We start from the raw sequence: 12,558 nt of genomic DNA on the forward strand, positions 1-12,558 counted from the left end.
TCGGGCTCGGCCGGACACAAAGCGCGATGGTAACTCGCGTTCCTGGCGACGTTCAGACCGAGATCTCCACCACCGCAGGGCGCTTACGCTGCGCTTATCCGCGGTCACCGGCGGTTGATGAGACTCGGGGTAAATGTCCGATGTGCTGGATTCGCGGTGCGGCGGTGCCGTCTGGTGTGTTTCCCACTGTGTGAGACGGCACTTTTCGTGCGGTCTAGAGGGCGGCGATCACCCGGGAGGCGTCGTTCACCGCGGCGGGCTTCCACTCGCCGGAGTCGGCGGTCCACACCCGGCCGGCGAAGGTCACGCTGGCCACGCGATGATCGGCCGCCCGGGCCACCAGCCAGTGGGCGTACGCCCAGCCGCGGGTCGCGTCGGCCGCGCTGACCAGCACCGCCTTGGCCCCGTCGTCGGGCGTCGCGGTGATCGTGCCGTAATCCAGCTTCATCGCCTCGGCCAGCGAACCGATCGCGGCGGCGTCGGTGGCCGCGCCGTCGGTGTCAGGCAGCGTGCAGCGCACCGCTGCGGACACCTTCCCGAGCAACGCGTTGGCGATCACCTCGGCCTCGTCGGCCCACTTCTGATACGCCTCCGGGTACGCGGACCGCTGCACCTTCTGGGCGGCCTCGGTGACCCGCATCTTCTGCCAGCCCTTGACCTTCAACAGGGCGGTGTAGAACTTCTTGGCCGCGTACCGTGGGTCGGCGATCTGGTCCGGCGTGCCCCAGCCCTGGCTCGGCCGCTGCTGGAAGAGGCCGATCGAGTCGCGGTCGCCGCCGTCCAGGTTCTCCAGCTTCGACTCCTGCAACGCGGTGGCCAGCGCGACCACGACCGCCCGGTCGGGCACCTTGCGGCCGATGCCGACCGCGGTGATGGTCGCGGCGTTGCTCATCTGGGTCACGTCCAGCCGAACCTCGGTCTCGGCGTTGGAGACCTTGCAGCCGGACGACTGCGGGAGACGGAAAGTGGGCGAACCGCCCTTCGCGACGAAGTAGAGCACGATCCCACCCAGCACGGCGACGATCACCAGCCCCACCAGGGTCCCGCGTGCCGCCTTCGTCACGCAGACCACTCTAACCCCGGCCCGCCCTCGGACCGCTCCCCTTCGCGGCCCCGAACTCCCTCCCGCTGCGCACCCCGCTGCTGGGCACCCTCCCGCTGGACACCCCGCCGCTGGGCACCCTCCCGCTGGAGACCCCGCCACTGGGCGCTGGATCAGGGTTCCAGGTCGAATCTTGGGTCAAGATTCGACACAGATCCCTGATCCGGCGCGAAGTGGCGGGTGGGCGAGTGGTCAGGGGAGCCAGGTGGGGGTGCGCTTCTCGCGGGCGGCGGCGACGCCCTCGCGCCCCTCGGCCGAGGTGAAGTGACGGACCGACAGCGCGGTCAGGTCGGCCATGTCGATGGGGCGCTCCCGCAGCAGCCGCTTCGTGGCGCGCATCGCGTCCGGGCCCCCGCGCAACAACGACTCTCGGAGCGCCTGCGCCGCGGCGTCGAGGTCGTCGGCCGGCACGCTGCGGCTGACCAAGCCGATCTGCGCGGCCCGTGGACCGTCGAAGACGTCGCCGGTGAGGAACAACTCCGCGGCGGCCCGGGAGGTCAGCCGGGGCAGGACGACCGCCGAGATCACCGACGGGACGACGCCGAGGCGTACCTCGGAGAAGGCGAAGTGCGCGGTATCGGCGCAGATCGTGACGTCCGCCGCCGCCATCAGGCCGAGCCCGCCCGCGCGGGCCGGTCCGCCGACCACCGCCAGCACCGGCTTGGGGTGCTCGGCCAGCGCCGCCAGCACCTCACCCAGGCGAGCCACCGGCAAGGCGTCCCCGTCGCCGGCCTGGGTCTCCTTGAGGTCCGCGCCCGAGCAGAACACCGGGCCGGTGTGGCGCAGCTCCACAAGGCGTACGCCGTCGTCGCCGGCCGCGGCTTCCAGAGCCGCCAGCAACTCCGCCATCAAGGCGAGGGACAACGCGTTGCGGTTGGCCGGGCTGTCGAGCGTGATCGTGGCCACCCCGCCGGAGTGCGCCGCCTGAATCAGAGCCATGCCCGTCAGGTTAACGGTCGTTCAACTGCGGCGCTGGGGCAGACTGGTACGCATGCCAGCCACGCTGCCCGACGGCGAGCCCGTCCCGACCTCCGGTGAGTTGCCCGCGACGGCGCTCGACGGCGTACGCGAGCGTGACTTCGGCGTCTATCTCCACGTCCCGTTCTGTGCCAGCCGCTGTGGCTACTGCGACTTCAACACGTACACCCCGACCGAGAGCGGGTTGGCCCAGGGCGACTACGTCAGCGCTGCGCTGGCCGAGATCGAGCTGGCCCGGCGCGTACTGCCGGAGGCCGGCCCGGTCCGGACGGTCTTCGTCGGCGGCGGCACCCCGACCCTGCTCCCGCCGGACGACCTGGCCCGTCTGCTCGACGCCGTCGACCGGGTCTGGGGCCTCGCGCCCGGGGCCGAGGTCACCACCGAAGCGAACCCCGAGTCGGTCGACCCGGACTCGCTGGCCCGGCTGCGGAAGGCCGGCTTCACCCGGATCTCCCTCGGCATGCAGTCGGCCGCCGCGCACGTCCTGCGGGTGCTGGACCGCAAGCACACCCCGGGCCGGGCCACCGCCGCCGCGGCCGAGGCGCGCGAGGCGGGCTTCGAGCACGTCAACCTCGACCTCATCTACGGCACGCCCGGCGAGACCGCGGACGACTTCGAGGCGTCCCTCCAAGCCGCCGTGACAGCCGGGGTCGACCACGTCAGCGCGTACTCGTTGATCGTGGAGGACGGGACGCGCCTGGCCGCGCGCATCCGGCGGGGCGAGGTCCCGATGCCCAGCGACGACGTTGCCGCGGACCGCTACCTGGCGGCGGAGGCCGCGCTGAGCGGGGCCGGCCTGGGCTGGTACGAGGTGTCGAACTGGGCGGCGTCGGACGCGGCCCGGTGCGCGCACAACCTGTTGTACTGGACCGGCGGCGACTGGTGGGGGATCGGGCCGGGCGCGCATTCGCATGTCGGCGGGGTCCGCTGGTGGAACGTGAAGCGCCCGGCGCACTACGCGAAGCTGCTCGCCGACGGCCATTCGCCGGGCGCGGGCCGGGAACTGCTGAGCGCGGACGACCAGTACGTCGAGGACGTCATGTTGCGGCTGCGTCTTCGGGACGGCTACCCGCTCGCCCGACTGCGCGAGGGCGGCCCGGCCGCCGCCGAACGCGCCACAATGGACGGTCTGCTGGACGCCGCCGAGTACGCGAACGGCCGCGCGGTGTTGACCCTGCGCGGCCGTCTGCTGGCGGATGCGGTCATCCGCGACCTGCTTACTTGATCACGCTGACGGACAACGGATACGAGTAGAGCGTTCCCTCGTTGGCCTTGAGACCCGCGATCACCCCGAAGATCGCCGCGATGAGGATGGCGATCGGCAACGTGATGAAGCCGATCACAGCGCAGAACAGCACGTAGCTCAGCACCGAGATGATGGCCCACAGGCCCTGGAAGTTCAGTGCGGCGAGCGCGTGCGCCCGGACCGTGGGCGATTCGTTGCCCTTGACGAGCATCGCGATCAGCGGGGGGACCCAGCCGAGCCAGCCGCCGCTGATCAGCGCGGCGCCCGCGCCACCGAAGTGGGCGATCAGCGCCCACATCTTCTCGTCCTGGTTGGCATAGCCGACCGGTGCGACCTGACCGGCGATCGGCGGAGGCGGCGTGGAGCCCGTCACCGGGGGAGGCGGCGGCGCGTCGTATTGGGGGGCGGCCGGCGGCTCGGGGTCCGGCGTCCCCGGAGGGGTGGGGGTTTCACTCATGCGCGACACGGTAAGCCCACAGATCAATATCCGCCAGAGCTCGCATTCGACCGGTTGGCGACACTAAGGCGGCCAAATGTCCAGACTATCGTCGCCGGTAGACGTGCAGCCGGACGATTTCGACAGCTTCGTCACTCATGATGGTCAAGGGGCGATACAGCGCTCCGCCGAGGGAGACGAACGGCCGGTAAACTGGCACTCGCGGCGTACGAGTGCCAGAATCGAGCCGCAGCCCGACCCGCCCCGGGGCCGGGGGCCCGACCACGGAGGGCAGGGAGGTGCGCCGGTGGGACTCGACGATCGCAAGCTCGACGTGCTGCGCGCCATCATCGAGGACTACGTGTCGACCCAGGAGCCGGTCGGCAGCAAGTCCCTGGTGGAGCGGCACTCACTAGGCGTCTCCCCGGCGACCGTGCGCAACGACATGGCCGTCCTCGAGGAGGAGGGCTACATCCGGCAGCCGCACACCAGCGCCGGGCGTGTCCCGACCGACGCCGGCTACCGCCTGTTCGTGGACCGGCTGTCGAAGATCAAGCCGCTCTCCCCGGCCGAGCGCCGAGCGATCGAGCGCTTCCTGCTCGGCGCGGTCGACCTCGACGACGTCGTCCATCGGACGGTCCGCCTGCTGGCTCAGTTGACGCGGCAGGTCGCGGTGGTGCAGTACCCGTCGCTGTCGCGGTCCAAGGTGCGGCACCTGGAGTTGGTGCCCTTGTCGACCACGCGGATGATGTTGGTGATGATCACCGACACCGGCCGGGTCGAGCAGCGCCAGGTCGACATCCCCGGCACGCTGCCCGCCGAGGACGTGCTGGAGCTGCGCCGCATCATCAACGCCAAGCTCGGCGGTCAACCGCTGACCCAGACCCCGCCATTGGTCCAGACGCTGGTCGAGGAGGTCGCGGAGGAGCTGCGCCCGGCCATGACCACGCTGGCCACCGTGCTGCTGGAGACCCTGGTCGAGCGACACGAGGAACGGATCGCGCTCGCCGGCACGGCGAACTTGACCCGCGCGAGCATGCTGGACTTCGCCGGGTCGATCCGGCCGGTGCTCGAAGCCCTGGAAGAGGAGGTCATCCTCCTCAAGCTGGTCGGCGAGCAGTCCGGTTCCACGCGGGTCAGCATCGGCGACGAGAATGAGTACGCCGATCTGCGCGCCACCTCCATCGTGAGCACCGGATACGGACCGGGCGGGCAGATCGTCGGCGGGATGGGCGTACTCGGCCCGACCCGGATGGACTACCCCGGCACGATCGCGACCGTCCGGGCAGTGGCCCGATACGTGGGCGACCTACTCGCACAGAACTGAAGAGGATCACGTGGCCAAGGACTACTACGGCATCCTGGGCGTGCCCAAGGACGCCACCGCGGACGACATCAAGCGCGCCTATCGGAAGCTGGCGCGCCAATACCACCCTGATGTCAACCCGGACCCCGAGGCGCAGGACCGCTTCAAGGAGATCAACGCCGCGTACGAGGTCCTGTCGGACGATCACAAGCGGCAGATCGTCGACCTCGGCGGCGACCCGCTCGCGCCCGGTGGCGGCGGCATGGGCGGTCCCGGCGGGCCGGGCGGCCCGTTCGTCGGCTTCCAGGACATCATGGACGCCTTCTTCGGCGGTGCGACCGCACGTGGGCCGCGGCCGCGCGTACGGCCGGGGGCGGACGCCATCATCCGGCTCGACCTGGAGCTGCAGGAGACCGCGTTCGGCGTCGAGGCGCCGCTCACCGTGGACACCGCGGTGCTCTGCTCGACCTGTTCGGGTGCTGGGACGGCGGCCGGCACGCATCCGGTGACCTGCGACATCTGTCACGGCAAGGGCGAGGTGCAGTCGGTTCAGCGCACCTTCCTCGGCCAGGTCGTCTCGACCCGCCCGTGCTCGGCCTGTCAGGGCTTCGGCACCACCATCCCGCACCCCTGCGCCACCTGCGGCGGCGAGGGCCGGGTGCGTACGCGCCGGACGCTGACGGTGAAGATCCCGGCCGGGGTCGAGGACGGCATGCGCATCCGCCTCGCTCAGCAGGGCGAGGTCGGCCCCGGCGGCGGCCAGCCCGGCGACCTCTACGTCGAGATCCACGAGCGGCCGCACGACGTCTTCGCCCGCAAGGGCAACGACCTGCACTGCAAGGTGACCGTGCCGATGACGGCGGCGGCCCTGGGCACCCGGCTGACCATAAAGACTCTCGACACCGAGGAACAGGTCGACGTCAAGGCCGGCACCCAGGCCGGCGCCACCGTCCGGATCAAGGGGCGGGGTGTGCCGCACCTGCGTGGCAGCGCCCGTGGCGACCTCTTCGTGCACCTCGACGTGCGGACGCCGACGAAGATCACGCCCGAGCAGGAGAAGATGCTGCGCGACTTCGCCAAGTCGCGGGGCGAGGAGATGGCCGAGCTGGCCAAGCAGACCGGCGGCTTCTTCAGCTCGCTGCGCAACGCGTTCAACGGCCACTGAGCGGTGAGCAGGCCGCTGTTCCTGGTCGACGCGCTGCCCGCGATCGGGCGGTTCGTCCTGGAAGGTGCGGAAGGCCGGCACGCCGCCGATGTGCAGCGGCTCCAGCCGGGCGAGGAGCTGCTGCTCGGCGACGGGCTCGGCGGCCTCGCCCCGGCCACGGTCGTCTCCGCGAGCAAGGGCTCGTTGCTGCTCGACGTGGGGGCGGTCGCGCGTACTGAGCCGCCGCAGCCGCGGCTGGTCGTCGCGCAGGGTCTGGCCAAGGGCGATCGCGGAGAACTCGCGGTGCAGGCGATGACCGAGGTCGGCGTCGACGAGATCCTGCCCTGGGCGGCCGCCCGCAGCGTCACCCAGTGGCGCGGCGATCGGGGGGCCAAGTCCCGCGACAAGTGGGCGGCCACCGCCCGCGAAGCGGCCAAACAGGCCCGCCGCGCGTGGGTCCCGGCCGTGGGCGGCACACCCGACGTCTCGACGAAGAACCTCGCCGCGCGCATGGCCGCCGGCTCCGCGTTCGTCCTTCATGAGGAGGCAGTCGTACGCCTGGCGGCCGTCGACCTGCCGGACGCCGGTGACCTGATCCTGGTCGTCGGGCCCGAAGGCGGCGTCGCCCCGGCCGAACTCGCCACGTTCACCGAGGCCGGGGCGGTGCCGGTGCGGCTGGGCGATAACGTGCTGCGTACGTCGACGGCGGGGGTGGCCGCGATCAGTCTGTTGAACACCCGCCTCGGGCGCTGGTGAGGCGCTGCAACTGCAAACGGTTGCAAACTCCGACGACCTAGTCAGGTATGCCGCATCCATCAGCGGCGATCGGCGTGATCAAGTTATTCGATACATCTGCATGTGCAGAATTATTGGTGGTCCCGGCCGGCTTTCGTAACGTGCTCGGCATGCGTACGACACGTCTGGTGCTCGCCGTCTCGCTCGTCGCCCTGGGGCTGACCGGAGTCGCCGACCCCGCCTCCGCCCAAGGACCCCAGGCCGGGCCGGGACGGGAGGCCTTGGCCGCCAAGGACGGCTGGGCGTCGGCCACGACGGGGACGACCGGCGGGGGAGCGGCCGACGCCGCGCACACCTTCGTCGTCCACGACCGGGCCGGTCTGGTCGCCGCGCTCGGCGACGGCACCGACAGCGCGCCCCGGATGGTCTACGTGGCCGGCAAGGTCGACGGCGACGCCGCCCCGGACGGCTGCGCGAAGTACGCCGATCCCGGCTACACCCGCGAGGCCTACCTGGCGGCGTACGACCCGGCGGTGTGGGGCCGGGCGGCCAAGCCCAGCGGTCCGCTGGAGACGGCGCGAGCGGCCTCCCAGGCGAACCAGTCGGCCGAGACGAAGATCCGGGTCTTCGGCAACACGACGATCTACGGCCTCGGCGGCGGCGCCCGCCTGTCCGGGATGAACCTGATGCTCAGCGCGGCCGACAACGTCGTGATCCGCAACCTGGACATCGAGGCCCCGGTCGACTGCTTCCCGAGCTGGGACCCGACCGACGGCGCCGAGGGCAACTGGAACTCCGAGTACGACGCGATCACGCTCACCTACGCCTCGACGCATGTCTGGATCGACCACAACTCGTTCAGCGACGGCCGCTATCCGGACTCGGCGCAGCCGCTCTACTTCGGACGGCCCTATCAATGGCACGACGGGCTCGTCGACCTGATTCGCGGCAGCGACTTCGTGACGATGTCGTGGAACGTCTTCGCCGACCACGACAAGACCCACCTGATCGGCAACACCGACAAGACGACCAACGGCGACGAGGGCAAGCTGCACGTCACCATTCACCACAACATCTACCGCAACTCCGGGCAGCGCGTGCCCCGCGTACGCTTCGGCCAGGTCGACGTCTACGACAACCTGTATCAGGTCACCGACCCGGACGCGTACTCCTACAGCTGGGGCGTCGGCGTCAGCTCGGCCATCGTGGCGCAGCACAACGCCTTCGAACTGCCGGCCGGAGTCGACCCCGCGAAGATCATCAAGTACTGGAAGGGCACGGCGATCACCGCGTCCGACAACCTCGTGAACGGCGTCGTCGTGGATCTGCTCTCGGCGTACAACTCGGCGAATGTGGACCAGCTCGGCGCGGACGCCGGGTGGACCCCGGCCCTGCGCGCCACCGTGCACGCTCCCACCCAGCTGGGGCGAGTTCTCCGCGACCTCGCCGGAGCGGGCCGCGCGGGGCGCGAGGAGGCGATCACCGTCGACCCGCGCGGTGAGTTCCCGACCGTCCAGGCCGCAGTGGACGCGGCGCCCACCGGCAGCCCCACCCGCGTCACCATCCGAGTACGCCCCGGGGTGTACCGCGGTGTCGTGACCGTTCCGGCCGACAAGCCGAATCTGGCTGTCGTCGGCACCACGGGCCGGGCCCGCGACGTCGTGATCGTCGAGAACCACTGCAACGGCTGCCTCAAGCCCGACGGCACGACGTACGGCACCACGGGAAGCGCGACGGCCACCCTGAAAGGCGACGGCTTCGTGGCCCGCGACCTGACCTTCGCCAACGACTTCGACGAGGCCGCGCACCCCGAGATCAGCAGTAAGCAAGCGGTCGCGGTGAAGACGACCGGCGACCGGATCCTCTTCGACAACGTGCGGTTCCTCGGCAACCAGGACACGCTCTACGTGGACACCTCGGTGGTCACCTCGACCGCGCGGGTCTACGTCCGTGACTCCTATGTGGAGGGCGATGTCGACTTCATCTTCGGCCGCGCCACCGCCGTCTTCGACCACGTACGCATCCACGGCCTCGACCGCGGGCTGAACCCGGCGGGCTACTTCACCGCCGCCAGCACCCAGCTGTTCCACTCGCACGGCTTCCTGATCATCCACTCGACGCTGACCAGCGACGCCCCGGCCCAGACCTACTACCTCGGCCGGCCCTGGCACCCGAGCAACGACCCGAACGCCCAAGCCCAGGTCGTGATCCGGGAAAGCAGCCTGCCCGCCGCGATCAAGAGCACCCCGTGGACGGACATGTCCGGCTTCTCCTGGCGAGACGCCCGGTTCGCCGAGTACGCCAACACCGGACCCGGCGCCGCCGGCGACCCGGCCGACCGGCCGCAGCTCGCCGACCCGGCCGGCTACACCGTCGCCACCTACCTCGGCGACTGGACCCCACCCTCCTGCTGACCCCCTCGCTCCCGCTCCGCCACCCGCCCCCGTGTTCGAGCCGTTGATCATGGAGTTAACTGTGGTGTCGTCGGTGTGGCGAGGCTGGAAAGCCCATGATCAACCGCCGTCGGCGGGCTGGGTCGTATATTGCTGAACGTGACCGATTGCCTGTTCTGCCGGATCGTGGCGGGCGAGATCCCCGCGACCGTGGTGTACGAGACCGACGCCGTGCTCGCCTTCCGCGACATCCGGCCCAAGGCGCCCGTGCACGTCCTGGTGATCACGAAGCAGCACTTCGACAGCGTGGTGGACCTCGGCGCGGATCCCGCCGCCGCGAGCGCGCTCATCGCCGCGGTCGGCGAGGTGGCGCGGGCCGAGGGCATGGTCGAGCCCGGCTTCCGGACGATCTTCAACACCGGTCCGGACAGCGGCATGGAGGTGGCGCACGTCCACGCCCACCTGCTGGCGGGCCGATCCATGGGCGCGCTCGCCGGGTGATCAGCGGGGGCGCTATGGTCGCGGGATGATCGACCAGCTCACCCGTTCGGTCCAGCGCTTGCAGGCCGAGGCCCGGATTCCCGCCCTGACCGTCGCGCTGCGCCGCAATGACCGTCCGCTGTGGACGATGGAGGTCGGCGAGTCGGGGACGAGCCGGCCGCTGGACTCGCGTACGCGGCTGCGCATCGGCTCGGTGACCAAGACGTTCACCGCCGTCCTCGTCCTGCAGGCCCGCGACGCCGGGCTGGTCGGGCTGGACGACCCGATCGGTACGCACCTGCCGATCCCCAAGCACGGCGAGCTGACCCTGCGCCGGCTGCTGAGTCACACCGCCGGGCTGCAACGGGAGCCGTTCGGCGACGTGTGGGACACGTTGCGCGTACCGGGGGCGGAGCAGTTCCTGGCCGATCTGGAGCGTGCCGAGGCGCTCTATCCCCAGTCCCGCCGCTTCCACTACTCCAACTTGGCGTACGCGCTGCTCGGGGCGGTCGCGGCGGAGAAGTTCGGCGCGTCGTGGCCCTCGCTGGTCGCTGACCGGATCGCCAAGCCGCTCGGCTTGGAAAGCATCGGCGCAGACGTCGACGCCCGATGCGCGCAGGGGTTCCTGGTCGACCCGTACTCCGATCACGCCCGGCGGGAGCCGTCGACGGACTTCGGCGTCTTCGGCCCGGCCGCGCAGCTGTGGGCGACGGCGGCCGACATGGCGACCTGGGGCGCCTTCCTCGCCGACCCGGCCTCGGTCGACCCCGACGGCCAGGTGCTGACCGCCTCGACGCTGCGGGAGATGCGCTGGCCGCACACCGTACGCGACGACGAGCAGTGGGTCTCCGGGCTCGGGCTCGGCCTGATGGTCTACCCACGGCCGCAGCGCGTCCTGCACGTCGGCCACAACGGTGCGATGCCCGGCTTCCTGGCCGCCGTCTACGGCCGGGCCGGCGGGCCGGACAACCCAGGCGGCGTCGGGGTGGCCGTGCTGGCCTCCTCAGGCACCGCCGACGACATCTTCCCGTTCACGCATGACCTGGTTGATCAGGCGCTCAGCGCCGACCCGCCGTCGATCGCGCCGTGGCGGCCGGGCGAGCCCGCTCCGGAGGCGTACCGGTCGGTGCTCGGGCGCTGGTGGGGCGAGGGCTACGAGCATGTCTTCCGGTGGTCCGACGGTCGCCTGACCGCCCGGGGCGCCGACGACCCCGCCGGTACGCCGCCGTCGGTGTTCGAGCCGGTGGAACGTGACGTTCTGCGTACGGTGTCCGGTCGCGAGGTCGGTGAGCTGCTTCGACTGCATCGCGACGACGAGGGCGTGGTGACCCGGATGCACTGGGCGACCTACCGCTTCACCCGGGTTCAGGAGACCTTCGACGGCCAGCTCTGAGCCACGACTTCCCCTCGGCCGGGCGGCGATCCGCGGTCCGGGCGGCGACCCGCGCGGCACCGGCGGCGACACGCCCGGGAATGCGAGCGCCGCCGTCGGCGTTTTCCTCCAGATCAAGGCGGGAATTCCGGTGGCGATGCCCGGTACCATGGAATCCACCGGACGCCCTGAGTGACCGGAGTCGGCAGAGAGCACGGAGAGCAGGTGCGAGAAGGCCGTAGCGCCAGCCCATGACAGAGACCATTTCGAGCAACCGGCAGACACCCGAGCGGGTGCAGACGAAGTTGACCGTCGCTGACCCGCACGCGATGGTCAAGCTCTTGGGCGCGGGCGACGGCATCCTCCGGCTTCTGGAGAAGTCCCTCGTCAGTGACGTCCTCGTGCGCGGAAACGAGATCACGATCTCCGGCCCGGCGGCCGAGAACGCGCTGGCCGAGCGGGTCTTCACCGAACTCCTGGAACTGATCGAGAAGGGCGAGACGCTGACCGAAGACGTAGTCCGCCGCAGCATCGGCATGCTCACCTCGGGTGAGGCCGAGCGTCCGGCGGAGGTGCTGACGCTCAACATCCTGTCCCGGCGCGGCCGGACGATCCGGCCGAAGACGGTCGGCCAGAAGCGCTATGTCGACGCCATCGACGAGCACACCATCGTGTTCGGCATCGGCCCGGCGGGTACCGGCAAGACCTACCTGGCCATGGCGAAGGCCGTCCAGGCGCTCCAGGCCAAGGAGATCACCCGGATCATCCTGACCCGGCCGGCGGTCGAGGCGGGCGAGCGGCTGGGCTTCCTGCCCGGCACGCTCAACGAGAAGATCGACCCCTACCTGCGGCCGCTCTACGACGCGCTGCACGACATGATCGACCCGGAGTCCATCCCGCGGCTGATGACCCAGGGCACGATCGAGGTCGCGCCGCTGGCGTACATGCGGGGCCGGACGCTCAACGACGCCTTCATCATCCTCGACGAGGCGCAGAACACCACGCCCGAGCAGATGAAGATGTTCCTGACCCGGCTCGGCTTCGGCTCGAAGGTTGTGGTCACCGGTGACGTCACGCAGGTCGACCTGCCCGGCGGCACGAGCAGCGGCCTGCGGGTCGTCCAGGACATCCTCGACGGCCTCGAGGACGTGCACTTCGCCCGGCTGACCAGCGCCGACGTCGTACGTCACCGGCTGGTCGGCGAGATCGTCGACGCGTACGCCAAGTGGGACGCCGAGCAGCAGGCGACCCAGATGCCGCACAATCTGCAGCCGCGGCGGGCCGGCCGACGGCGCTGAGCACCACCGCGCGGCCCGGTCAGAGCCGGGCCGCCCGGGGTGCCGTCAGCCTCATGAAGGAAAATGAC

The 12,558-nt window shown here is 70.7% G+C and carries 11 protein-coding genes; 8 read left to right on the top strand and 3 right to left on the bottom strand.

Going from position 1 to position 12,558, the window contains the following annotated elements; translation table 11 throughout:
• Window positions 1–214 precede the first annotated feature (214 nt).
• Both AB0M47_RS25885 and AB0M47_RS25890 read right to left on the bottom strand, forming a co-directional pair.
• Window positions 215–1,063: a hypothetical protein gene (locus AB0M47_RS25885; RefSeq protein WP_363418507.1), complete on the bottom strand. Its 849-nt coding sequence runs from the start codon at window positions 1,061–1,063 to the stop codon at window positions 215–217.
• Between the two features lie 231 nt (window positions 1,064–1,294).
• Window positions 1,295–2,041 carry an enoyl-CoA hydratase-related protein gene (locus tag AB0M47_RS25890; RefSeq protein ID WP_363418509.1) on the bottom strand — a complete coding sequence of 249 codons (747 nt, stop codon included), beginning with the start codon at window positions 2,039–2,041 and terminating at the stop codon, window positions 1,295–1,297.
• A gap of 52 nt (window positions 2,042–2,093) precedes the next feature.
• Between AB0M47_RS25890 and hemW the strand changes: the two genes are divergently transcribed.
• Entirely contained in the window at window positions 2,094–3,305 is a 1,212-nt protein-coding gene (gene hemW, locus AB0M47_RS25895) for a radical SAM family heme chaperone HemW (protein ID WP_363418511.1), read from the top strand.
• Here hemW and AB0M47_RS25900 read toward each other — a convergent pair.
• Window positions 3,298–3,783 (bottom strand): DUF4870 domain-containing protein, encoded by a 486-nt coding sequence (locus tag AB0M47_RS25900; RefSeq protein ID WP_363418513.1) that lies wholly within the window; start codon window positions 3,781–3,783, stop codon window positions 3,298–3,300. The two genes, hemW and AB0M47_RS25900, sit on opposite strands and share 8 nt — an antisense overlap.
• A 286-nt stretch (window positions 3,784–4,069) precedes the next feature.
• On the opposite strand from AB0M47_RS25900, the gene hrcA reads away from it, so the two are divergent.
• The 7 genes from hrcA (at window position 4,070) to AB0M47_RS25935 (ending at window position 12,490) form a co-directional block, all read left to right on the top strand.
• On the top strand, window positions 4,070–5,089 hold the full coding sequence (hrcA, locus tag AB0M47_RS25905; protein WP_253760900.1) for a heat-inducible transcriptional repressor HrcA: 1,020 nt from the start codon (window positions 4,070–4,072) through the stop codon (window positions 5,087–5,089).
• Window positions 5,090–5,099: 10 nt separating this feature from the next.
• The gene (dnaJ, locus tag AB0M47_RS25910; protein ID WP_253760901.1) at window positions 5,100–6,233 is read left to right on the top strand and encodes a molecular chaperone DnaJ; all 1,134 of its coding nucleotides are present in this window, start codon (window positions 5,100–5,102) and stop codon (window positions 6,231–6,233) included.
• 3 nt (window positions 6,234–6,236) lie between these two features.
• Window positions 6,237–6,968: a 16S rRNA (uracil(1498)-N(3))-methyltransferase gene (locus tag AB0M47_RS25915; protein ID WP_363418516.1), complete on the top strand. Its 732-nt coding sequence runs from the start codon at window positions 6,237–6,239 to the stop codon at window positions 6,966–6,968.
• 149 nt (window positions 6,969–7,117) lie between these two features.
• Window positions 7,118–9,361: a pectinesterase family protein gene (locus AB0M47_RS25920; RefSeq protein WP_363418518.1), complete on the top strand. Its 2,244-nt coding sequence runs from the start codon at window positions 7,118–7,120 to the stop codon at window positions 9,359–9,361.
• Window positions 9,362–9,493: 132 nt separating this feature from the next.
• Complete coding sequence (locus AB0M47_RS25925) at window positions 9,494–9,841, top strand: histidine triad nucleotide-binding protein (protein WP_363418546.1); 348 nt, start codon at window positions 9,494–9,496, stop codon at window positions 9,839–9,841.
• 25 nt (window positions 9,842–9,866) lie between these two features.
• Window positions 9,867–11,213: a serine hydrolase domain-containing protein gene (locus AB0M47_RS25930; protein ID WP_363418520.1), complete on the top strand. Its 1,347-nt coding sequence runs from the start codon at window positions 9,867–9,869 to the stop codon at window positions 11,211–11,213.
• A 230-nt stretch (window positions 11,214–11,443) separates the two neighbouring features.
• Window positions 11,444–12,490 carry a PhoH family protein gene (locus AB0M47_RS25935; RefSeq protein WP_363418522.1) on the top strand — a complete coding sequence of 349 codons (1,047 nt, stop codon included), beginning with the start codon at window positions 11,444–11,446 and terminating at the stop codon, window positions 12,488–12,490.
• Window positions 12,491–12,558 lie beyond the last annotated feature (68 nt).

Origin of the sequence: Hamadaea sp. NPDC051192 (assembly GCF_040682475.1) — a bacterium.
GTDB classification, from domain to species: Bacteria; Actinomycetota; Actinomycetes; order Mycobacteriales; family Micromonosporaceae; genus Hamadaea; species Hamadaea flava.

Coding starts and splice junctions, on each gene's coding strand:
- AB0M47_RS25900 (WP_363418513.1), bottom strand. CDS start 3,783: ATGAGTGAAACCCCCACCCCTCCGGGGACGCCGGACCCCGAGCCGCCG.
- AB0M47_RS25890 (WP_363418509.1), bottom strand. CDS start 2,041: ATGGCTCTGATTCAGGCGGCGCACTCCGGCGGGGTGGCCACGATCACG.
- AB0M47_RS25920 (WP_363418518.1), top strand. CDS start 7,118: ATGCGTACGACACGTCTGGTGCTCGCCGTCTCGCTCGTCGCCCTGGGG.
- AB0M47_RS25930 (WP_363418520.1), top strand. CDS start 9,867: ATGATCGACCAGCTCACCCGTTCGGTCCAGCGCTTGCAGGCCGAGGCC.
- hemW (WP_363418511.1), top strand. CDS start 2,094: ATGCCAGCCACGCTGCCCGACGGCGAGCCCGTCCCGACCTCCGGTGAG.
- AB0M47_RS25935 (WP_363418522.1), top strand. CDS start 11,444: ATGACAGAGACCATTTCGAGCAACCGGCAGACACCCGAGCGGGTGCAG.